The sequence below is a fragment of the Aliiglaciecola sp. 2_MG-2023 genome (assembly GCF_030548145.1).
Taxonomy (GTDB): domain Bacteria; phylum Pseudomonadota; class Gammaproteobacteria; order Enterobacterales; family Alteromonadaceae; genus Aliiglaciecola; species Aliiglaciecola lipolytica_A.
Map to the genome: position 1 here is coordinate 80,277 of NZ_JAUORY010000015.1, position 23,551 is coordinate 103,827.

Consider the following 23,551-nt stretch of genomic DNA (forward strand, 5'->3'; position numbering starts at 1 on the left):
TTAATACAGCATTAGTTAAATCAATGACTAAAGATTCGGAACAGACTACTCTTGATCCAAAGCGAAGGTTTTAACTAACCATTGTGAAAAACGCACTATTTCACCAGACATCAATGTAAAGTCGGCATCTAACCGCGCTAATTTGTCTTCTTTGGCAATATCATCGTTTTGTTCTTTTACCACATCGGTAAATTTAAGACGCTTAACTGATAAATCTTCTTCAAGCATAGCTGTTAGGCACTCATCCCACTCAATAGCCAGTTTGTGGACAAATTTACCGGCTTTGATATGGTGCAGAATTTCATCATCCATCAATTCTTGATTTTTGACCCGTATGATGCTGTCTTCTTCCCCTTGCCCGCGGAATTCTGCTTCTTCGAGCAATACCACGTCACTAGGTGCAGAAGAGTCTTGTATCCAGCTTGTTAGCTCGCCTTGAATACTTTTACGGGACAAAGGCACTACCGGCAAAGTCGTCATAGCTTTGCGGATCATTGCTAAAAAGACTTCTGCTTTGCCATCGGCTGAGGCGTCTACTACAACCAAGTTGTCTTTGGTTGAGATGAAGCCATGGGTAAAACTGTTTTTGGTAAACGCTTGTGGCAATAGCCGACGAATTATTTCTTCTTTTAAATCTTGTTTGGCTTTTTTACCTACAGCAGAGCCTGTTTCAGTTTCTATTTGTGCAACTTTTTCGGCAAGTTCAGCATTCACTACAACGGCAGGTAAGATCCGTTCTTGCTTTTTAAGGGTGATCCAAATTCGCCCTTGGGCGCTGTGAAGTAAGCTACTGCCAGACTCGAAAGGAGAGGAGAAGCCCATGGTGGATAATTCTTGGCTATTACACGGACGAAACTTAAACTCCGCCAATTTTTGTTCTATATCATCTTCTTGCCAGTCTAATGTTTGCGTAATGGCAAAGAGTTTTAGATTTTTAAACCACATATTCTCTACTTAATCAGGATTTTTTAATTGGTATTCAAGCCCAGCACTAAGTGTGCCTCTGACCATTAGTTGAATACAATGAAGGGCGCGAAGACTATCATGTTTATAGCTAACGCGTCTCGTATAATAATGGAATATCTCAATGGGTTTTAATCACTTTTTAGCCCATTATTCAGTTTAATTGCAGGCGTTTATAGACAACATTATGCGTGCAATGGGAATCTAATCTCATATTTCAAGCCTTCCCCTTCAACGCTGCTAGCTCTAATTTTGCCATCTAACGCTTGAGTGACTAAGTTATACATAATGTGAGTGCCTAAACCACTGCCACCTTTACCGCGCTTGGTGGTAAAGAACGCATCAAAATGCCGATCTAAATTTTCTTCAGACAAGCCTTTGCCATCGTCCGCATATTCCACTACTACTTCATCGTCTTGTTGAGAAACATTAATGGTTATTTTGCCATTCTCTTTTTCATCCAAACCATGAATTAATGAATTCATTATCATATTGGTAAAAATTTGCGCGATGGCGCCAGGAGCACATTTAACCACTAAGTTTTCAGGGCAGTTAACACTGATTGAATGGGAAGTTTTTTTGAAGTTTGGTGCTAATGACTGAATCACTTCATGGATATAGAGTTTAAGATCAACGTCACGAACAGCTTCACTAGTTTGGTCTACAGCCACTTGCTTAAAACTAGAGATGAGTTCTGAGGCGCGATTTAGGTTGCCCAATAGCAGTTCAGTGGTTTGATTAGCCTCCGATAAAAAGTTGCTCATTGTCTTGCCGGTTAAGGTTTTGTCTTCGTAAGCATTTTGCAAATTGTTAATGCGTTCTTGCAGAAAGCTTGCAGCTGTAACACCAACACCTATTGGTGTATTAACATCATGTGCAATCCCCGCGACTAATCCGCCTAGTGAAGCCATACGTTCAGATTCTATCAACTGATCTTTGGCTATTTTAACAGTTTCCATTGACTCGGCTAATTCAGTATTTCGCTTTCGCAATTCGTCTTCAATGTATTGACGATTTTCGTTTTCTTGTCGTAATTCTCGTTGGTTGACAATTAGTTCGTCTTTTTGCTGTTCCAAATCCAACATAATTTTACTTAAAGATGCCGTTTTTTTAGCAACTTCTTGTTCAAGCATGATGTTTTGGTCGTCTAATCTGCGGTTCGCATCCGTGAGTTCGTTTCGAGTGACTCTGAGCTTTTGTTTGTAGTCGATTAAATCATCTATTAACTCGTTATAGGAGACTTGTAACACCTTTAACTCATTATCGTCTTCTATGTGCAAATGCAGCTTAGAAGACTCTGGCCGGTTTACATCAAACTCGCTTATTTGTTGGGTTAACTCTTCAAGGGGATCGGTAAGCATTTGCCGAAAGGCATTCAAAAATAGGAAGACTAAAAATGCGGTTTTAATGATGGCGTTTCCAATTAAGAAAAATACCCCAACTTCAATACGCCCAAAAATAATATTCGCACTTGAATACAATGTGACATCACCTACATGCGAGGTTCGTCCAGAAAATTCAAAGATAAGTGGAAACGAATAACCAAAGGTTCCACCAGGATGGTCTCGCATGATACCTGAAGTAATCATTTCTTCGGGTAACGAAGAGGTGCGTCCTTTGTTGGCAATATATTCACCGTTTTCATCGCGAATTTGCACCCCTTCAATAATAGGTAATGCCATTAATCCGTTTGAAATGTCGACAGCTTGTTCATTGTTAAGCTCCCAAATTGCGCGGGTTAAGCTAACGCTAAAGGTGTTTTTGAGTGTTTGTAACTCGCTTTGAATATGATTTTTGGCATTTAAATATTCAGTAAGGATTTGTCCAACAGTGACGATTAACGTCAGTATGAAGTAAACGGACAACACACGGGTCAACAACTTTTTAGACAAACTAGTTTTGACTTTAGCCATTCACGAACCTTAAGAAACCTAATAATTAGAACGTTTTAAGAAAATAAAGAATATGCGGAAAACGTTCAATTAACAAGAAGCACGGAGTAATTGTTTACCTTTCTAAGCAGTTTTTAAATTAAAAATTGGTTTTACACTTGTGCACCGAATGTTTGCAGTTAAATTAGACCGATAATTAAGATAAAACCCGCTTCTTTTGCTTAACATGACTGAAATTTGACATTTATATGATAAGTTTAATAAAAGTGTCACAACCTAAACTAATAATGGCGCCTTTATTATGAGCAGGAAAAAACTAATGGCCAGAAGAATTTTGCTGGTAGAGGACGAAGCGCCGATCAGAGAGATGCTTGAGTTTGTTCTAGAACAATCCGGTTTTGAAACCCAACAAGCAGAAGATTATCAAGTTGCATTGGATTTAGTAAAAGAACCTTATCCAGATTTAATCTTACTCGATTGGATGTTGCCTGGAGGCAGCGGTGTACAGCTCGCTAAAAAATTAAAACAACACGAGTTTACCCGGGATATCCCTATCATTATGTTAACCGCCCGTGGTGAAGAAGAAGATAAAGTACGTGGTCTTGACTCCGGAGCGGATGATTACATCACTAAACCTTTTTCACCGAAAGAATTGGTCGCCCGAATTAAAGCCGTGATGCGCAGAGTGACACCAACGTCGGCTGAGGAACCAATTGCTATAAACGGTCTTGTTTTAGATCCCGTTTCTCATCGTGTTACTGCCGAAGAGGAGCCTCTAGACATGGGACCAACGGAATTCAAGCTACTACACTTTTTCATGACTCATGTTGAAAGAGTATATAGTCGAGAACAGTTGTTAGATAACGTTTGGGGAACTAATGTTTATGTGGAAGACCGAACGGTTGATGTTCACATACGTAGGTTGCGTAAAGCGATTTCTAAGTATTCTCATGATGACATGATTCAAACCGTGCGCGGTGCTGGATATCGGTTCTCAGCAAAAGTGTGATCAGCTTAACGATAAACGGTTGGATTTGACGTTCAACAAAGGATCCATTGATACATGTATTATCCATTTTCATGGTTAAAAAATTTACTCAGGATTGGTGGGTTTTACGTAATCGTGATTTTAATTGGGCTATATTTTGATGCATTGGCAATTGCCATTGCATTTGGCTCAACCTGGTTATTAGGCTTTTACTCTTGGCATATGTACCGATTTAATCGATGGATATGGCATAGTAAAAAAATGACCCCGCCAAAAGTGCCAGGCTTTTGGGAACATGTATACGAGGGAGTTTATTACATTCAACGTCGAAATAGGCGTAAACGTAAAGAACTCACCCGTATGGTCAAACGATTTCGTGAAGGATCTGAAGCCTTGCCGGATGCCACTGTGGTGGTAGATTCAAATGCGTGCATTGTTTGGTGTAATCGGCTGGCACGGATCGAATTAGGGCTACGTTGGCCGCAAGATTCTGGTCGGCGGGTAGACAATTTAATCCGCCATCCAAAATTTATAGAATACTTCCATAGCGGTAAATACGATTATCCTGTGGAGGTACCTTCACCGTCTAATGTTCAAAAAATATTTGAATATAGAATCATGCCTTATGGTGAAGATCACCTATTGCTGATTGCTCGAGATGTGACTCGATTAACCCAGCTCGAACAAATGCGCAAAGATTTTGTTGCTAATGTGTCCCATGAGTTACGTACTCCTTTAACCGTTTTGAACGGTTATTTAGAAATGCTACCCAATACTGAGAATGTGCCCCCTGCGTTTCTAAAAAAAGCCTTCGGTGAAATGCGTTCACAATCTGAAAGAATGCAGAATTTGGTCGAAGAGTTATTAGTTTTATCGAGAATCGAGGCGAGTTCAGAACGGGTCTTTGAAAAACCAGTTAATGTGCCGCAAATGCTGTCTGCGATTCAGGTTGAGGCAAATACCTTAAACAAAGATAAAGGCCATCAAATCGATTTCGATATTGATGCAAGTTTAAAAGTTTATGGCATCGAAACTGAACTTCGCAGTGCATTTTCCAATCTGATTTTTAATGCAATTAATTATACTCCATCACCAGGTAAAATAGTGGTTACTTGGAATAGACAGGATGGTCACGCGCATTTTTCTGTAAAAGATAACGGTGAAGGAATTCCGGAAAAACATCTAAATCGGCTGACCGAACGTTTTTATCGAGTGGATAAAGCACGTTCTCGAAAAACGGGGGGATCTGGATTGGGTTTGTCTATTGTGAAACACGTTCTAACCCATCATAATTCGAAATTAGAAATAACCAGTGAAATAGGTGTCGGAAGTGAATTTTCTTTTTCTTTTTCCAGTGAACTGTCGGTGCAAAACCCGTCTACAGGTAAGTTGGAAAAAACAAATTGATTAAGCGGCTGAAAATGCTCGTTTGGGTGTGGAGTAGCGTCGCTATTTGTGCGTTATTATTGCCAGCGCAAGCGGCGGAAACCTATCAAAAAAAACCCGGAGTGGCAGGTTCTATTACCTCTGTCGGCTCAGATACCATGGCGAATTTAATGACAATCTGGGCGGTTGAGTTTAAGCAACTTTATCCTCAAGTGAAGTTTCAAATTCAAGCATCAGGTTCATCGACGGCACCACCAGCAATTACTGAGGGAACGTCAAATATTGGGCCAATGAGCCGCGAGATGCAATCCAGCGAATTACGCTATTTTAGTGGGCAACATGGGTATCAACCGCTTGCAATTAAAGTGGCTATTGACGCAATCGCGTTGTTTGTGGATGTGAATAATCCTATTTCAAATTTGACTATCCCGCAGATCGATAGCATTTTTGCGGCTACACGGTTTTGTGGCTCCCGCAAAGAAACGCGCTATTGGAGTGAATTGGGAGTAACGGGAAGTTATGCCAACAGAAAAATACAGGTTTTTGGGCGGAATTCGGTTTCCGGTACTTATGGTTTGTTCAAACAGTTAGCTTTATGTGACGGTGATTTTAAAGCCACTGTGAACGAATTGCCTGGATCTGCATCGGTTATTCAATCGGTTGCTTATTCGAATGGCGCTATTGGTTACGCAGGCTACGGCCAAAAGACCGCTGCGGTAAAAGCACTCGCTATTGCTGATTACACTGGTAAGTTTATTCCTGCGACTACACAAACTATTAGCAGTGGTGAATACCCTTTATCGCGGTTTTTATATCTCGTAGTTAACAAGCCACCGAATGAAAGGTTACCATTGTTGGAAGAAGAATTTTTGCGATTTGTGTTATCCAATAAAGGTCAACAGGCAGTGCAGCAAGATGGGTATGTAAGTATGCCCTCCAACGTCATAAAACAGCAACTTGAAGTATTATCTTCAAACTAAGTTTCAGGTTTAGTTCATTTTATAAAGGCCACTCAAATGTCATCATTACCTCAAAATTGGAAATCTTGGGTTTTACAAAATCTATTGCAAGGAACCGACAGTATTGAAATTCTGAAGATTCTTCTGCAAAACGGATTTACGTTTGAGTCAGCTAAAAAGGTTCTTGGCAATAATTTACCTGCCGGAACGAGCTGTAATAAAGATGAAGCATTTTATAAAAAAGTATCTCAGCCAAAACTACTAGAGAATCTCGACCATTATGATGCGAAGATAATTGATGATCCTCGAGTGCAGATGCTACAAATTAACAACTTTTTGTCTGCCCAAGAGTGTAATGCCTTAATTGCGCTGACTAAATCTAAATTGCGGCCATCGGAAATTCCTGAAAGGGAAGGGGATTTGTATCAAAACTTTAGAACCTCTTCTACATGTGATTTACCTTTTACCAAAGATCCTTTGGCAAAAGAGATAGATCAAAAAATTATTGATGCTTTAGGCTTGGGGCTTGGTGAAAAAGAAGTGATTCAGGCTCAACATTATGCTGTAGCTCAGGAATTCAAAGCCCATTGCGATTATTTTGCGCCCGGCACCGATGACTTTAAAAATTACAGCAAGGACGGTGGGCAGCGTACTTGGACGTTTATGATTTATCTTAATGATGAATGTGAAGGAGGGGAGACTGAGTTTATTAAACTTGGCCGCAAATTCAAACCTACACAAGGAATGGCTTTAGTCTGGAATAATTTGCGTCCCGATGGTTCAGTTAACGAAGATACAATTCATCACGCTCATCCAATTATTAGTGGCGAAAAAGTGGTCATCACTAAATGGTTTAGAGAAGATGTTTTTGTCCCTAAAACTAAAAAGAGCTAACTTCTTAAGTTAATAACGTCATAACGCGGCGTTTTCCTGACGCCGTAACTCTTCTATATCTACCACCTAGTTAGAAGTTAACTGCGGCATTTCCTTTATTATTCTGACATTTACTTCAGCACCCTCAATTATGAAACTTTTGTGACAGTTCTGTAATGTAACAAAACTGTCATTGAGCTTGGGTAACCTTCTCGCGATTTTACAACTTTCGTTATCAAGTCATTAATAGAAAAAACTTGAAACTATTTAACACTCGCATTTGGAGAGCTCGATGGAAATCAAAAACATCTTTAAAGTAAGCGCTATAGCAACTGCTTTGGTACTTGCTGGTTGTGGTGGTGACATTAATATTAGCGAAGGCGATATTGATAACAGTTCTACCGTTAACAATCCACCTACTACTACACCTACACCAACGCCTACTCCTACTGAAGATGCTCCAGGTGAGCTAGATTCTGCTCTAAGTACAGCTGTTTCCACGGCACTAGGTGAAACCATCGAAGTGCGTACCTTATCTGGCCGTTTAACTGATGCTGATGAAGATAGCAGCGGAAAAATCACCTTAACCAACGACATCGTATGGGCACTAGACGGTGCTGTTTTTGTTGGTTCTGATAACGCTGATAGCACGGTATTAGAAATTGAAGAAGGTACTATTATTTTCGGAAGCACTGGTAGTGATTACTTGGTAATTAGCCGTGGTTCACAAATTGAAGCCATGGGTACTTCATCTGACCCTATCATCATGACTTCTTATAATGATGTTATCGGTGATGAAATTGGCGCTGGTCAATGGGGTGGTTTAGTACTTCTTGGTAACGCTCCTTCAAACAAATGTCCAACCGATGCTGATTGTGCCTTGCAAGTTGAAGGGGTAGAAGAAGGTGCTGTTTTTGGTGGTGACGCTGAAGACGACAACTCAGGTATTTTGAATTACTTGGTAGTTAAGTATGCTGGATTCGAAATTTCTCCAGATAACGAATTAAATGGTATTACTTTCGGTGGTGTTGGTTCTGCTACTGAAGTGGATTATATCCAAGTCCACGCTAACGCCGATGATGGTGTTGAATTCTTCGGTGGTAACGTGAATGCCAAGCACCTTGTTTTGACTTCTAACCAAGACGACAGTGTTGATTGGGATAACGGTTATCAAGGTAAGTTGCAGTACGTTTATATTGAACAAGATAGCGCTAACGGCGACGCAAACCGCGGTATTGAAGCTGATAATGACGGTTCGCTTCCTGACAATGATCCACAGTCAAACCCTACTATCGCTAACCTTACCATTATCGGTAACGATTTTGACGGTGAAGATGACTCAGAAGGTGTGTATCTTCGCGAAGGTACTGGTGCGCAAATTTATAATATGGTTATCACTGGTACAGATGGTATGGGTGAATGTTTGGAAGTTGAAGGCACATTAGAAAGCCAAACCAACTTGTCTGACGGAACCATTACTATTGAAAATTCTGTTTTGGCTTGTACTAACGGCGAAAACTTCAAAGATGGTGCCTTACCAGATGGCGCAACTCACACAATTGTTGATCTTGAAGCTTGGTTCTTAGACGAATCTCGCGGTAACCGTGTATCTGAATCAGTGATGCTAAATGCTGATGGCACACCAATGACTGGCTCTTTGCTTCTTGAAGGTGCTGCAGATGTTTCAGAAATAGACGGTTTCTTTGATGCAACTACGTTCGTTGGAGCGGTAAGTTCTGATGATGATTGGCGTCAAGGTTGGGCATTTGGATTTGGCGGTGGAACCGTTAAAGTTACCCAAACAGCCTCAGGTTGTCCTGCTGGAACTACGACTATCGCCGCTGTTGATGGTGTAACCAACACATGTGAATTATCAGGCCGCATTACTTCTGATTTAACTCTTACCGAAGGTAACTTGTATGCCTTATCTGGTGCAGTTTTTGTCGGTGATGACAACGAAGATAGCGCAACTCTAACTATCGATGCTGGTGTAACTGTTTACGGTGCTTCAGGTAACGATTATCTAGTGGTCAGCCGTGGTTCTAAAATTGATGCGCAAGGTACGGCTTCTGAGCCCGTTACCCTTACATCATCTGCCGCTGTTCTTGGTGGACTTGAAGCTGGTGAAGCGGGTCAATGGGGTGGTTTGGTTATTCTAGGCAACGCGCCATCGAATAAATGTCCAAGTGACGCGGATTGTGCTCTTCAAGTTGAAGGTGTTCAGGAAGGTGCAGTATTTGGTGGAACAGATTCTACTGATAACTCTGGTACGCTTCGTTATGTTCGCGTAATGCACGGTGGTTTTGAAGTTGCACCTGATAACGAATTAAATGGTGTTACGTTCGGCGGTGTTGGTTCAGGTACCACTGTTGAGTATTTACAAGTTCACAAAAACGCGGATGACGGTGTTGAGTTCTTTGGTGGAAGCGTTGACGTTAAATACTTAGTGCTAACAGACATCCAAGACGACAGTGTTGATTGGGATAACGGCTTTGTTGGTCGTATGCAATATGTCTTAGTGCGTCAAGCACAAGATAACTCTGATGCGAATCGCGCTATCGAAGCTGACAACGACGGTTCAGTGCCAGATAGTGAGCCTCAATCTAACCCAACTATCGCTAATATGACGATTATCGGTAACGATTTTGACGGCGAAGATGATGCTGAAGGTATCTACTTACGTGAAGGTACAGGTGCACAATTATCTAACGTCATCATTACTGGTTCTGCTGGTATGGGTGAATGTTTCGAAGTAGAAGGTGTATTGGAAAGTCAAACCAACTTAGGTGATGGAACTACCACTTTCACTAACTCTGTTATTGCTTGTGAAAATGACGAGAACTTCAAAGATGGTTCACTACCGGATGGTGCTACTCACACAATCGTAGACCTAGAAGACTGGTTCTTAAACAACCAGACTGGTAACAGCGTAGCTGCTAATCAAGCTGCGGTTCTAGACGGAATATTCACTATCTCTGAAGTAACGCCTAAAGATTTCTCTGGTGATACATTCTTTGATAATGCTGACTTCATCGGTGCTGTTGATGAAGACGCTGATTGGACGTCAGGCTGGACTGTTGGTCTAGAATAGGGTTCTTTATTAACTCGTTTTTAGATTTGATATGCGCTTTTTTGGAAACGAAAAAGCGCATTTACGATTAAGATAAATGACACAATGTATAAGGCAGTAACATCGTTTTTAAAATGCATTTAGCTGCCAGTTTGTACGACAATGAGGTTAATAATGAATACGCCTTTTAACAGGTTTCCTCTCAAGCCAATTTCTTTAGCCATTTTAGTTGCTGTAACACTGCCAAGTGCGCCGTTATTTGCTCAGGATGCTTCCGAAGAAGACGTGATTGAGGAAGTTGTTGCTACCGGTACGCGCTTGAAAGGAACAGCTTCTGCTGTACTTCAGGAACGTAAAAACCAAGCTTTCGTAGCAGATATTCTCGGCGCTGAGCAAATATCCCGTACTGGTGATAGTGATGCTGCAGCAGCACTTCGTCGTGTAACCGGCCTTACGCTAGTGGATGGAAAATTCATCTATGTACGAGGTTTGGGTGAACGTTACTCAAGTACCCAATTGAATGGGGCATCAGTTCCCAGTCCTGATCCGACTCGTTCAGTAATTCCTTTGGATTTATTCCCTGCAGATATTATTGAAAGTTTATCGGTACAGAAGTCCTTTTCACCTTCAATGCCTGCTGCCTTTGGTGGGGGGAATGTTGATATTCGCTTAAAATCCATTCCTACTGATTTTGTGTTTAACATCACAGGCAAATTAGGAACTAACACCGATAACTTTGATGATGCATATCAATACAACGGTGGTGGTGATGATTGGATGGGCGAGGATGACGGCACCCGTGCTGCACCGGATTCTTTTGTGGCGCTATGGGATAGCAAACAATTTTTAGACAATATTAGTACCACTGAAGCCCGTGATCTGTTGAAAGAACTATATACTGACTATGATCCGGTTTTACAAAGTGTTGACCCTGATTATGGATTCAATTTGTCTTTGGGCAATAGCTTTGATTTAGATGACGATTGGCGTGTGGGTTTCTTGGTTACGGCAGGCTACGACAACTCATGGAATGTGAGTGAACAGTTTATTGGTGAGCAAGCCCAGCGAAGTGGGGATATTATTTCCTTTCCTCGTTACTTTGATGAAGTGGATGTAACCGAGCATAATGTGCGCTTCTCAGGTATGGCAAACTTTGGAATTGACTATAACCGGAATCATCGTATTGATTTTTCCTCAGTCGCGTTAAATGACACTAATGATGCAATTAGTGAAAAAGTAGGTAATACCAACAACATCCAATTGAGTGATGGACAACGAGTTCGAGATTTCGAAGTTGTATACGAAGAGCGTCAGATGTGGTCTAACCAAATTCGTGGTAAACATACTTTTACTAATTTGGATTTTTTAGGCTTTGATTGGCAATATACTAAAAGTCGTTCAAGTCGATACGCACCAGGCACGATCAATACTCGATTCATCTTAACCGATGATAATGAAGACGGTGTGTATGATAAGCAAACTGAAAGTTCACTAACAAACGCAACTACAGCTGCACGTTATCAGTTTCAAAGACTTGATGATCGGGTTGAAAACTTGAGCTGGAATCTTAACTACCCATATACCGTAGACCGTTTTGATATGGAATTTAAAGTGGGTGGCGATTTTGTCAGTAAAGCAAGAACTGCCGAAAACCGCAGATTCGATATCAACACCCGTGGGTTTTCTGATAGCTCTGTACTAGCTGGTGGCGTGTTCAACGAGATTCTTAGCGATGAGAACTTAGATGGTGCTGAACTTTCTTCTATTCCGCTGTTGTCAGATACCACCATTGCTGGTGATGATTATGTGGCAGCGCAAAAGGTTGATGCTTACTATTTCGAAGCTGACATTTTCTTCGACAATACGTGGCGTATCAGTGGTGGAGTAAGATGGGAAGACTATCGTCAAGCAGTGGTTCCATTTGATCCCAAAAGCAATCAAATTGATTTGTCTGATGAAGACGACCGTTCTCAATTGGCATTCCAAGAAAGTGATTTCTACCCTGCATTGGCTGTCACTTATATTATGAGCGAGAAAGTTCAATTCAGAGCAAGTTACGGTGAAACCGTCGTTCGTCCTGACACGCGCGAACTGGCGTCATCAACCTATATCGATCCGCTTACTGATTTCCCAATCGGTGGTACTCCTGGATTACGTACAACGCAAATTAAAAACTACGATTTCCGTTGGGAGTGGTACTTAGATCAGGGTGACAACTTGTCTGTGGCGCTATTTTATAAAGACATGGATAGCCCGATTGAATCGGTTCAGTCACCTGCTCAGGATGGTCCGCCATTAGTGCGTATCGCCAATGCAGAGTCTGGTGAGCTGTATGGTGTCGAATTTGAATTCTTGAAAGGACTAGGGTTTATTGGAGATGGCGTTTGGGATAATTTATTTGTATCTGGAAACCTCACGTTAAGTGATTCTGAGATCCAATTAGACGGTCAAAATGTGGTTGAGCAAACTGGTGTCTCTACTTCAGTAACTAACTTAACTCGTCGTTTAACCGGTCACTCTGAATACGTGGTAAATACCCAAATCGGTTTTGACTCTGATAACGGTGAGCATTCAGCGTCTTTGGTTTACAACGTGTTTGGTGAGCGTATTCTAATTCCTGGTATAGATGGATTTGACGACAGCTATGAGCAGCCGTTTCACTCCTTGGATTTAGTTTATACTTACTATCCAAACTTCAACACAACAGTGAAGTTTAAAGTTCAAAACATGCTAAACCAACAAAAAGACATTGAATTCGAGAATACCTTGTTACGTTCAGAAACTAAGGGCTCTAGCGTTAATTTATCGCTTAAATACGAATTTTAAGTTGTTTTTTAAAGCTAACAAAGCCGCTTCGTTTAGCGGCTTTTTTATTGGCTATTATTTGTCGTTTGGATTTAGTTTGGTGGGTGTTTTCCATGGCCTGGAGGCCATGCTACCGCCCGATGATAGATCTCCATGGCCTGAAGGCCATGCTACAAGGGGGGATTTGGGTAGAATTTGTAGGTCGGGCTTTAGTCTGATGAGAAGTTTCCATGGCCTAAAGGCCATGCTACAAGGGGGATTTGGGTAGAATTTGTAGGTCGGGCTTTATTCCGATGAGAGGTTTCCATGGCCTAAAGGCCGTGCTACAGGTTGGTTACATCAAGACATGGTACCGCTAACAATGGGTTCAAAGGCGGTCAGGCTATCCATCAGTGTGCTATTTCCCAACCCATTAGATGGGAACAAACTACTAAAATTACCTTGTTCACCGTGTAACGCCATGTAATTCAAAATGACGGTTTCTACCAACAAATTAACATTGTTAGCCGCTGGGGTCGCGGCGGTTTCCACAGAAGCATCGCTGCGCATATAACCAATTTGTTGATGTTGTGCTTGTTGTTCAGTGGTTGCGCCTATGAGTTGTGGCGTGCCGTTGGGGTTGTACACCAAAAAGAAAGATGCCGCAGTTGATGAATTATCACCAGTCCAAACCCCTTTGCCTCGGCCGTCCACTGAATCGTCGATCATTCCGTTACTCGAAACTGAGCCGTCACTACAAACGTACATCATTAGCGGCACGCCTACGCGCGCAGCGTACTCCATGCAGGCTCCCATGCAGCGTCCCGCTCGTAAATCTCGTGTTTCACCGACCATGCGATTGCCAGTGTGATAATCAAACCCACCCATAGTAATAGTGCCAGCCCCGGCAAAGCCGTTGATCACTAGTTTCATTACGGCCGCAGTTTTGCGGAATTCACTATCACTGTCGAACTCTTGCTGGGTGAAAATCCCAGATGGACCAACGATGTCGCCATCTAATTCAGGATCAAGTGACGACGGATCGCCGAAGCGGTCGGTAATATCTGCACTTTTCACGTAACCACAACGCACCAAATCTTTGATCACATCATCGGTGGTAATTTGCGTGTTCACTCTGCCCAACTTCATGTCACTGATACGTTGAATCGACTCCATGACTGCTACTGAGTCTTGCTGGCTCAATAGTCCAACTAAATCTCCAGTATCCACTAACCCGGTTACATCAGAGGGACGGTCGACTTTAGTTGGACGCTTTGCAGTATCTATCATTGATGCCGGTGACATACTATTGCCACCTGAATCAGAATTACGAGAGCCAATTAAGGTCAATAGAGAACCATCTGCGCCCACTTGGTTAATCCCGTACATAGGATTATGTGGATTATTACCGGTATCGTTTTCGGAACGTGCCGGTATCACTGCACCGTTAATATTGGCGCGATTTGCCGGATTTACTTTTTCTAAGATACCGCGCAAATAAGCACTATCAGCGTGAAAAGCTAAGCCCAGTTCATTGTTGATAAAATCACTTAAACCAGAGGTTGGGTTCATGATTGAAGGCACCATATCACCTGGTAAACCTAATTTACTGTAGCCACCGGTGCTAAGGAAATCCATTTGCCCGCCACGACCGCCAACCAGCACATTGGAGCCTGCGATATTTGCTCCGCCAGCTAGATCGAAACAAATAAACGGAATTTTTCCCGCTCCTTGGGTTGCTATACCACAACTGGCTTTTAATGCCTCTAAATCACTGGATAACGCGGCATTGGCTTTTTTAGGGTTGGCAAACATACTAAATACTGAACCTGCCATTACCGAGCCTAAACCTGCAGTAAAACCTTGAGAAATAAACTCGCGACGCGTAACCGGCTTAGCGTGATCATCGTGCAGCAGAGGAGCATCGGTGGATAAATTGTCAAACTTAGTTTTCTTCATTTTATTTACCTAAAACTCTCTGCTTATTGAATGAGTATCGCTGCGCTACCAATGGTGGCGGCACATGTCGCTTTTACAATAGTTTGGGTGTAAGTGGCGTTACATACTTTATCGCCACTGCAATCGGAAAGAGTGTCGATTAAATTATTTAATTCGTTGCTCACCTCATCTCTTTGCGGCTGGGTAGCAATGTTGTTACCAATTGTTTTGTCTAATAATGGCGTTAGAATAAGGTTGCGATCTTGCTCGATAAAGGCTGTATTTGCAGGTTGAGTGAAATCAAAACCGCTAAAATAGCTTGCCCGTAAACTGCTATTTTCGACTAATTGATCACAGTACTTAATTGCCATTTGTGTCACTGCCATTTGGTTTGATGCCAAGTAGCTATCAATATTTGTGACGCTAGGAAGCTGCTGTTTGAGCTTTTCAAAGGATGCTTTTACTGCGGCGTTACTTGTCGGCACGCCCGTTACCACTGACATGCTGGCATTGATTTCAGCAAAGTTACGCACGCCTATATCAGATTGAGGCTCTAAATCTGCAGGTAATGCCGCTGCAGGCGGATCGGCTTCTATTACTACATTTGTGGCACTGCCAAGTTGCTCGAAAGTCAGGAAAAACTCATCAGCTTCAGGGCTTTTTTCAATTGCCACTGTGGTCCCTAGAGAAGACAGGGCTTGACCTTCACCCGTGATGTAATCGCCATCGGTGATTGTCACATCTAAATTCTGGAAAACCTGACCTGTAGTCGCTTCACGTCCGTTAATACCAATACGCATACCTTGTATAGGAACCGTTGAAATAGTCGCATTGTCATCCAAGCTAATGAAAAACGGTTCTGCAAATAAATAACTGTAACTATCAAATTGACTAACTTCGAGTACCACATAACTTTGTGCTATGCCTGTGTGCTGAGTAACGTTAAATAAGAGGAAAAACTTTTGTCCGATACCGGCTGCGAAATTTTGCGCAATTTGTTCTGATGTTAAGGTTCGATTGTGCACAGCTACCATGCGTATTGAACCCGCCCATGGAATATCACTGGATACTTCGTTACCTAAAACAAAGGCATAGGTGTCGTTCCATTCGTTAAAATTACCTACTTCTACATTATCTGTCACGCCGGAGTGCATGCCATTTACGTAGATTTGGCGACCATTTATTTGATCATATGTAATCACCACATGTTGCAAACTAGATTGCAGTAATTCGTCAGCATCAGCTGTGGATAATGCAGTTTCACCATTGGCGTCAGTATTACTTGTTCTAAGTAAATAATCATAATTGTATAAAGTCTGACCAAGGGTGAAGTTACGTGTTTGAGAGCCACCTGAATAACTGATTATGCGGGCTGGACCTTCTTGGGTTACGTTCGCAGGAACGACCCAAGCTTCAATTGACATTTCACCTGTGGCGGTCAGCAGAGTGTGCAACTTTTTGCTACTAGCAGTGCTTCCTTGGGCTTTGCCATTTACCATTTGTAGCCCCCATCCGCCAATCCATGAAACATCGCCACTGAGGGTTAAATCAATCGCCGGTTCCACGCCACTGGTGTCAAAAGCCGTCGTTCCTGTGCCGGTTTTAAATTCCCACTTGGCAATTAGGTCATTTTCGAATCGTCCACCACCTGTGGCTAAGGTACCTTCGAATAACGTTAGGGCTTGGCTATTTACTAATTCGGGGGCTAGTTCGGTTATATCTATGCCATCAGCCATGGCTTGGATAGCCGCACTTAACTCACTGGCATCACTGCTACAGTTACTCCAGCAGTTATGGAACTCATCTCTGAGTCGGCCGACAAAACGCGAAGACTCAGGAGTATCTAAACTGATTCTGGCTTTCGAGGCTTGGTAAGCTTCGTCTATATCGCTAGATGCAAAATAAGGTGATATAGGAATCGTTGCTGAATTGGTGTGACAACTGGCACAGTAGGTTTCTAATAATGGGTGCACTGTTGCTGCAAATAAGGCACTGTCTTCAGGAAAGTTTTTATTTGCTCCTGGAGATTTCTGAGCGGGTGCTTCTAGTTGAATCTTATTCGCACTGACATCATTATCGGCCCAATTCGCTATCCAAGTAGTCATAATATCTGCACAGGCAGACGGACTTGCCAACCAACAATTGTGACCACCGGCAACTTTAGTGACCAAGGTTGAGGTTTCTGGCTCGTCTAAATTAACCAACGGGTTAGTGGCGGAATAGGCAAGGTTAATATCATCCGCTCTAACAAATTCCGGTGATTGACCACTTTCAACGTGACAAGCACCGCAGCGCTCTGCGCTACTAATATTGTCCCATAAATTAAGTTTGTAGCGCTGCACATCGTCAGTATTTGCTGGTGGCCCTGAATAAGTCTCGCCGGGTTGAGAAACTAGCGGTGGAGTCGGGTTTTGTTCAACTTTTGCTGCGCTGCCACCACAAGCACTGAGCAATAGGGTTAGTAACGCAGTCAATCCAAGTTGTTGTATTCGGGAGGGAAATAATAACCTCATATTTAGCTCCCTTTACAGTAGTTAGCGGCATCGGCAAATACCCGTTTAATCTGATATCCACTTCCTTCGAAGTTATCCACCATTGCATCTACTTGTGCCCAATCTTCACTGTCTTGTGGTGCGCGCAAGCATACATTTTGAAAGACTTTTTTAACCTGACATTGAGAAAATTGTGCGCTGTGGGCAAGTTCTTGGCCCATGCTTTTAGCACCGTATCCCCTACCTGGAAGACTCGCATCCCAACCCAAGTTTTTATTTAAACCTGCTCGCCAATAGTTGTCCCATTTGTCATCTTGAATCATAAATCCATAGGGGAAGTTATTGCCATTGATTTGGTGTTTAGCGGTGACTCTTGAACCGGTTTCTGGATCTACTTGACCCTCTGTGTTGTAACTTAAGCTGCCGTTTAAACCGTCAGGGTCGGTTTCGCTATCGTAGTTATATTCATAATACGCAAATGCCTGCGCTAAGGGATCCATTCCAGAGTGACAGCCAATACAGGAATTTAAAAATATTCGGCTATCACCACCGGGGCTTCGACTCACATCCTGTCGAATGCGATCAGGCACGCGGCTGGTGTCTTTCACGCCTTCCAAATCTGTGCATAAATGATTGATCAGGGTAAATCGGAACATGGCCCGATTCGTCCCGTCTTTGAAGAATGATTTTGCCGCAGCCCTGGTGGTTAACACCCCTGCGGTAGCACCTTCTGGTAATCCTGTGACCGCGGTTTGTGTTGTAGCAACTAGACCGTCTTTGAGGTCAATCTCTTGATCCTCTAATGCCTGATAATGGGCGTTGTTATCTATGCCGTATGCAGGAATATCGAGTGTATTGTCGCCGACGTAAAGAATATTACCGCTTAATAACAAACGAAAATCTACATCATCCCTAGCCATGCCTATAACGGTTGCCGTGTAGTCATTCAAAGGTGCAAAAACGTCAGCTTCTTCATTCGTCCAAGGGGTCACCCAGTTTTTCAGGGTAACATTGTAAAAAGCCGAATTATCCATGGCTAAATAGGCGGCCTCTGAATTTTTTCCTAGCTCAATCAAACTGCTCATCTGTTCGAGAGTATTAGAGGTCGCTGGCACGCCCGTTAGGCGATTGTGCATGCGCTGAGCTTGTTCGGTGGGGCCAGCAAAAACACTCATGCTGAAGCACATAAGGGATAATGAAGCCCAACCAAAAAAGTGTCTAGTTAGTTTTTGCAGGAGGAATCTATACTCTCCCTTTTCTGATATTGCTGTTTCCAAGCTGGCGCTCCTCAATACGATACATCTAAAAATAGTCGAATTTGCCAGCAAGGGTAAATATGACAGTCTACTATTGGGTGTTAATTTTAATACCCAAATTACTTTTGGATTAAACAAGCTCAACAAATTATGAGGTTGTTTTTCAGATGGTCCACTCCTAAATAACCTTACGAATTCAGTTGCTCAACTTCACATCTTGAACCTAAGTTGTTGATCTTAAGCTAAGTAGCAGTTTTTAGGCCAGCCCAGTGATTACCGGCATTTGAGACTATTGTTTAGACTCCAGTGGCAGTAAAAGCAATAAATTAGTCTTTATAGCACTACACAAAATATTAAAAGTATTTACTTTATCAACATAGTGCTATGAAAAAATAACAGAAAAACAGTAAGATACTGCATATTGATGACGAGTTTGATGGCGTGTTGAATCCGCTACACTCATTATAGCGTTAGCGCTGCATAGCGTTTTTATTCGTTTTTTATCGCTGTTTTATTCGCCCAGTGGATTCAATTAAGGTATTAAAAACTATCACTATGCATCAATCCTTAAATTGTTTTGTTAATCACTTAATGAAACACTTTAGCCCATAGAATACCGTTGAATTGTGGTTCAAATTAAATTGAACGAAGGATGTATTAACTGGTATCGGCGAGTTGTCGTGAAGCAGAGACAGTTTAAAGTTTTATGCTTACGATGGATAATTAATACTTTTGAGCTCCACAGAGCTTGAGTAAATAGTTAACACTCTAATCCAGTTGCGAAACAGTTAGTTTCCAACAAATGAAGGTTCAGCGATATTTATGTCACGTATTTTTAGCCGCACAGCAACAGAATTGATTCGCAACACTGCACTTTGTGTAGTTATCTGCGTTTTATTAGTGAGTTGTGGCGGGGAAAATCAGTTAATTTCGTCATCTCAAGAGCCCGATCCCGTGGTTATTGATGTACCTATAGCTTATGTCAAACGCCCGTTACCTTTAGATGAAGATGGCGTGTTAATCACTGACGACTTAAGACAACCTTTTGAATTTTTGCCCGGAGCGGCTTTATATATTAAGCCCCGTGCGTCCGCCAGTGCAGTGGAAACTAACATAACGGACCGCGCTTTTTTCACTGCAGAACAAATCGAACAAGCTACAGAACAAAATCCCTTAGCTGGTTACGACGTGAAAGATGTGGATGTGTCTTATGACTCTGAACGATTAGTGTTTGCTATGCGCGCGCCGGAAATTGAAGGGCTAGATGATGATCAACAACCAACTTGGAATATTTGGGAATATAACCGTATTTCTGACCAATTGCGTCGGGTGATCAGCTCTGATATTCAAGCCGAAGAAGGGCAAGATACCGGGCCTACCTATTTGCCCGATGGTCGAATTGTATTTAGCTCAACCCGTCAAGCAGGGAATCAGGCAATATTATTAGATGAAGGCAAACCTCAGTATCTTGGTTTAGACGAAGGCTTAGATGAATATGCGTCAGTGATTCATGTGATGGAGAGTGATGGCTCCAACATTCAGCAAATATCTTTCAATCAAAGTCATGATTTGGATCCGGTTGTACTAACGAGTGGTAAAATTTTGTTTAGCCGTTGGGATCAGGCTGGCAATAATAACAGCATCAATCTTTATCAAATGAACAGCGATGGCTCCGGTCTCGAGATTCTGTATGGCCGTCATAGTCATGCTAGTGAGCGCACAACCCAAAGTTTGCAGTTTGTAAAAGTCAGAGAATTACAAGATGGCAGCATATTAAGTGCGATCCGTCCGTTTGATAGTGACACTATTGGTGGTGATTTTGTCAGTATCGATTACATGAATTACATCGACAACAACCAAAGCATCGCTTCGCAAACAGGTTTATCTGGACCGGCACAAACCCCAGCCCTTTTTGATAATATTGTTATTGATGGCAGCCTTTCGTTGGGTGGCCGATTTGCATCAGTTTATCCACTGTGGGATGGCAGTGGACGAGTTATTTTTAGCTGGAGTCAATGTCGCGTTTATGATCCAGAGCAAGAAATTGCTGAGGGTGAAGTAGTTGAACGTAAAATTTTACCCTGTGACGATAGCCATCTTGAAAACCCAGATATTCATGAAGCGCCGCTGTTGTTCGGTCTTTGGATGTATGACGGCAATGAAAATACCCAGCTTCCTATTGGTGTGCCTGTTGAAGGTGAAATGTATACCGAAGCGCTGGCGATGGAAGAGCGTGCTTTTCCTGGCAATGCACAAATAGCGGATGAATATGAACAAGCCTTGGCTGATGAAAATCTAGCAAAAGTGCATATTCGTAGTGTCTACGATTTTGCCGGTGTGGATTCTTCTGCACAGGGAATCGCGGCGATGGCCGATCCTACTCAAACACCGGTATTACAGCGTCCAGTGCAGTTTTTAAGGGTAGTCAAATCGGTTTCGATTCCCGATGACGAGGTGAAAGATTTTAGTAATTCCGCATTTGGTCGCAGTCGCAGTCAATTGATGCGTGAAATTATCGGTTATGTCCCTGTTCAACCTGACGGTTCAACCATGTTTGAAGTACCGGCAAATTTACCACTGGCGCTTAGTTTGGTCGATATTGATGGCAAGCGGGTGGGAGCGCGCCACCAAAACTGGTTACAGTTTGCTCCAGGTGAGGTCAAAACTTGTAACGGTTGCCATACACAACAAAGCACACTGCCCCACGGTCGTTTGAGTGCTGAAGCCGAATCCATAAATTTTGGCGCGACTTCCACAGGCGTTCCTTTCCCGAATACTAATCCAGCGTTATTTGCGGACTTGGGTGAAACCATGGCGCAAACTGCAGCCCGGATTAATGGTGCCGATTATCCACAACCTGACTTAGAATTTGTTGATATCTGGACTGATCCTGCGATAACCACGCCAGCGGAATCATTTACTTATTCCTACGCCGACTTATCCTCACCGTTGCCAATTACTGCAGCCTGCGCGACAAATTGGACAAACCTGTGTCGGATTCAAATCAATTATCCCGAATCTATCCATCCCATTTTTGAGGTAACACGTGAGGTGTTTGCTGATGATGGTGTCACGGTAGTCGAAGATAACACCTGTGTGAGCTGTCATTCGCCAACAGATGAAGCTGAAATGCCTCGAGTGCCTGTTGCTCAATTAGATTTGAGTGGTTCGGTTTCTACCGACAACCCAGATTATCTCACTAGCTATCGTGAACTGATGTTTGCCGATGTTGAGCAAGAATTAAATGAAGGCGCCATTGTTGATCGCCTAGTACAGGTGTTTGATGCCAATGGTGACCCCGTTTATGAACTAGATGAAGATGGAGAACTAATTCTTGATGCTGAGGGCAACCCAATTCCAATCTATCGAACGGTAACTGTGGCCAATACTCTAAGCACTAATGGAGCTCGCAGCAGCGCAGCCTTCTTCACGCTCTTCGAGGATGGTGGCAGTCATCAGGGATGGTTAACTAAATCTGAACTGAAACTAATCGCTGAATGGCTGGATATTGGCGCTCAATACTATAATAATCCCTTTGCAGCTCCGGCAGATTAGTTGATGGAAAGTATGGCAAAGTGGATCGCCCTTATCGGGTTAATGTTAATAATAAATACGGCGCATGCCGAAGAACAGTTGCCTGAAGTGCAAATTGTTGAGCCTTATATCGATATGCGCACAGGACCCGCTGTAGGTTATCCAATTTTTCACGTAGCTGAAAAAGGCGAATGGATCAGTATTCTTAAACGTCGCACTAGTTGGTTTAAGGTACGCACTCAAAAAGGCAAAGAAGGTTGGGTGTCGTTAGATGAACTCAAGCTTACTGTGAGCAGTCAGGGTGAGCCTGTACAGATAGAAGATGGCAGTTTTAGTAGCTATCAACAACGTGATTTTGAATTGGGCGCCAGCGGTGGCTCACTAGAAGGTGTGCCGTCGTTAAGTATTTTTGGTGCTTGGGTCGTCACCGAGAATATTGCCGCAGAACTGAGTTATAGCCAAGCATTGGGTGACTTTTCTGAAAACCAATTTGGGTTGTTAAGTGTGACCCACACAACGTTTCCAGAGTGGCGCTTATCGCCGTATTTCCGCCTTGGTTTTGGACAAATTAAAACCAAGCCTACAGCTAATTTAGTGCAATCAGGTGAAGAAACTCGAACCAACGATTTATTGGTTGGTGGGATTGGGGTGCGGTATTACCTAGCGCAGAATTTTGTCGTGAAATTCGAATATCAAAACTTACTTGCGCTGACTGAGCGTGATGAAAATGAGGAGCTTGAAGAGTGGAAACTCGGATTTGCAGTTTTTTTCTAGGGGTCATTTTAATTAGTACAGGCAATTTTGCTTATGCGCAGGCAGATGATCGAGCTGCGGTACAAAACGTGATTGAGCCTGATCTAAAACGCAGAGATATAAATGAGTCGAATATTGATACTGAAGATTTCGAAATTGGCTTATTCGCTGGGGTGATTAGCATCGAAGACTTTTCATCTAGCTCATTAGTTGGAGCACGATTAACTTACCACATTAATGAAGATTTTTTTGTGGAGGCTAGTTATGGTCAAGCAACAGCAGGCGAAACGAGTTTTGAGTTATTAAGTGGCGGCGCGCCTTTCTTAACTGAAGACGAACGAGAATATAGTTATTACGACCTGTCACTGGGTTATAACCTCAATGGCGAAGTGTTTTTAAGCCGTGATTGGGTGTTCAACTCTGCCACTTATTTTACGCTAGGCGCAGGTAGTACAGAATTCGGCGGCGATAATCGTTTCACCGTCAGTGTAGGAGCAGGGTATCGGTTGTTATTAACTGACTATTTTGCAGTACATGTGGGGCTAAAAGACCACATTTTTAATAGTGAAATCATTGGCGAAGAAAAAACAACGCACAACATCGAGTATGGACTCGGTGCCACGTTTTTCTTTTGAGCCTAATAAATAACAGAATATTTGACGG

The 23,551-nt window shown here is 42.6% G+C and carries 14 protein-coding genes; 9 read left to right on the forward strand and 5 right to left on the reverse strand.

Going from position 1 to position 23,551, the window contains the following annotated elements; genetic code table 11:
- Positions 1-45: 45 nt before the first annotated feature.
- Positions 46-945 carry a recombination-associated protein RdgC gene (rdgC, locus tag Q4567_RS14990; protein WP_303500912.1) on the reverse strand — a complete coding sequence of 300 codons (900 nt, stop codon included), beginning with the start codon at positions 943-945 and terminating at the stop codon, positions 46-48.
- A gap of 203 nt (positions 946-1,148) precedes the next feature.
- On the reverse strand, positions 1,149-2,876 hold the full coding sequence (locus Q4567_RS14995; RefSeq protein WP_303500913.1) for a sensor histidine kinase: 1,728 nt from the start codon (positions 2,874-2,876) through the stop codon (positions 1,149-1,151).
- Positions 2,877-3,174: 298 nt separating this feature from the next.
- On the opposite strand from Q4567_RS14995, the gene phoB reads away from it, so the two are divergent.
- From phoB to Q4567_RS15025, 6 genes are all read left to right on the forward strand, one after another.
- Positions 3,175-3,864, forward strand: coding sequence for a phosphate regulon transcriptional regulator PhoB (gene phoB, locus Q4567_RS15000; protein ID WP_216047553.1), 690 nt, complete (start codon positions 3,175-3,177; stop codon positions 3,862-3,864).
- Positions 3,865-3,918: 54 nt separating this feature from the next.
- The gene (gene phoR / locus Q4567_RS15005; RefSeq protein ID WP_303500915.1) at positions 3,919-5,250 is read left to right on the forward strand and encodes a phosphate regulon sensor histidine kinase PhoR; all 1,332 of its coding nucleotides are present in this window, start codon (positions 3,919-3,921) and stop codon (positions 5,248-5,250) included.
- Between the two features lie 14 nt (positions 5,251-5,264).
- On the forward strand, positions 5,265-6,209 hold the full coding sequence (locus tag Q4567_RS15010) for a phosphate ABC transporter substrate-binding protein (protein ID WP_216047615.1): 945 nt from the start codon (positions 5,265-5,267) through the stop codon (positions 6,207-6,209).
- Between the two features lie 36 nt (positions 6,210-6,245).
- Positions 6,246-7,082 (forward strand): 2OG-Fe(II) oxygenase, encoded by an 837-nt coding sequence (locus tag Q4567_RS15015; RefSeq protein ID WP_216047551.1) that lies wholly within the window; start codon positions 6,246-6,248, stop codon positions 7,080-7,082.
- 271 nt (positions 7,083-7,353) lie between these two features.
- A complete protein-coding gene (locus Q4567_RS15020) occupies positions 7,354-10,152 on the forward strand; it encodes a hypothetical protein (RefSeq protein ID WP_303500917.1) in 2,799 nt (932 codons plus the stop codon).
- Positions 10,153-10,305: 153 nt separating this feature from the next.
- Positions 10,306-12,957, forward strand: a complete 2,652-nt coding sequence (locus Q4567_RS15025; protein WP_303500918.1) for a TonB-dependent receptor — start codon at positions 10,306-10,308, stop codon at positions 12,955-12,957.
- A 318-nt stretch (positions 12,958-13,275) separates the two neighbouring features.
- On the opposite strand, the gene Q4567_RS15030 is transcribed toward Q4567_RS15025, so the two are convergent.
- From Q4567_RS15030 to Q4567_RS15040, 3 genes are read right to left on the reverse strand one after another with little or no spacing between them, the layout of a single operon-like run.
- Positions 13,276-14,874 carry a general secretion pathway protein GspF gene (locus Q4567_RS15030; RefSeq protein ID WP_303500919.1) on the reverse strand — a complete coding sequence of 533 codons (1,599 nt, stop codon included), beginning with the start codon at positions 14,872-14,874 and terminating at the stop codon, positions 13,276-13,278.
- 23 nt (positions 14,875-14,897) lie between these two features.
- On the reverse strand, positions 14,898-17,366 hold the full coding sequence (locus tag Q4567_RS15035) for a LamG domain-containing protein (protein ID WP_216047547.1): 2,469 nt from the start codon (positions 17,364-17,366) through the stop codon (positions 14,898-14,900).
- Positions 17,367-17,368: 2 nt separating this feature from the next.
- A complete protein-coding gene (locus Q4567_RS15040) occupies positions 17,369-18,520 on the reverse strand; it encodes a hypothetical protein (RefSeq protein WP_303500920.1) in 1,152 nt (383 codons plus the stop codon).
- Between the two features lie 903 nt (positions 18,521-19,423).
- Between Q4567_RS15040 and Q4567_RS15045 the strand changes: the two genes are divergently transcribed.
- Genes Q4567_RS15045 through Q4567_RS15055 form a run of 3 tightly spaced genes read left to right on the forward strand, consistent with a single transcriptional unit; the run spans position 19,424 to position 23,523 of the window.
- On the forward strand, positions 19,424-22,156 hold the full coding sequence (locus Q4567_RS15045; RefSeq protein WP_303500922.1) for a hypothetical protein: 2,733 nt from the start codon (positions 19,424-19,426) through the stop codon (positions 22,154-22,156).
- Positions 22,157-22,168: 12 nt separating this feature from the next.
- Positions 22,169-22,909 (forward strand): SH3 domain-containing protein, encoded by a 741-nt coding sequence (locus Q4567_RS15050; RefSeq protein ID WP_252728916.1) that lies wholly within the window; start codon positions 22,169-22,171, stop codon positions 22,907-22,909.
- The gene (locus tag Q4567_RS15055; protein ID WP_216047544.1) at positions 22,879-23,523 is read left to right on the forward strand and encodes an outer membrane beta-barrel domain-containing protein; all 645 of its coding nucleotides are present in this window, start codon (positions 22,879-22,881) and stop codon (positions 23,521-23,523) included. The genes Q4567_RS15050 and Q4567_RS15055 overlap by 31 nt, the downstream gene beginning before the upstream one ends.
- Positions 23,524-23,551 lie beyond the last annotated feature (28 nt).

Bases quoted from the DNA above. Each gene is read 5' to 3' on its own strand.
- rdgC (WP_303500912.1), bottom strand. From the start codon at position 945: ATGTGGTTTAAAAATCTAAAACTCTTTGCCATTACGCAAACATTAGAC.
- Q4567_RS14995 (WP_303500913.1), bottom strand. From the start codon at position 2,876: ATGGCTAAAGTCAAAACTAGTTTGTCTAAAAAGTTGTTGACCCGTGTG.
- phoB (WP_216047553.1), top strand. From the start codon at position 3,175: ATGGCCAGAAGAATTTTGCTGGTAGAGGACGAAGCGCCGATCAGAGAG.
- phoR (WP_303500915.1), top strand. From the start codon at position 3,919: ATGTATTATCCATTTTCATGGTTAAAAAATTTACTCAGGATTGGTGGG.
- Q4567_RS15010 (WP_216047615.1), top strand. From the start codon at position 5,265: ATGCTCGTTTGGGTGTGGAGTAGCGTCGCTATTTGTGCGTTATTATTG.
- Q4567_RS15015 (WP_216047551.1), top strand. From the start codon at position 6,246: ATGTCATCATTACCTCAAAATTGGAAATCTTGGGTTTTACAAAATCTA.
- Q4567_RS15020 (WP_303500917.1), top strand. From the start codon at position 7,354: ATGGAAATCAAAAACATCTTTAAAGTAAGCGCTATAGCAACTGCTTTG.
- Q4567_RS15025 (WP_303500918.1), top strand. From the start codon at position 10,306: ATGAATACGCCTTTTAACAGGTTTCCTCTCAAGCCAATTTCTTTAGCC.
- Q4567_RS15030 (WP_303500919.1), bottom strand. From the start codon at position 14,874: ATGAAGAAAACTAAGTTTGACAATTTATCCACCGATGCTCCTCTGCTG.
- Q4567_RS15035 (WP_216047547.1), bottom strand. From the start codon at position 17,366: ATGAGGTTATTATTTCCCTCCCGAATACAACAACTTGGATTGACTGCG.
- Q4567_RS15040 (WP_303500920.1), bottom strand. From the start codon at position 18,520: ATGAGTGTTTTTGCTGGCCCCACCGAACAAGCTCAGCGCATGCACAAT.
- Q4567_RS15045 (WP_303500922.1), top strand. From the start codon at position 19,424: ATGTCACGTATTTTTAGCCGCACAGCAACAGAATTGATTCGCAACACT.
- Q4567_RS15050 (WP_252728916.1), top strand. From the start codon at position 22,169: ATGGCAAAGTGGATCGCCCTTATCGGGTTAATGTTAATAATAAATACG.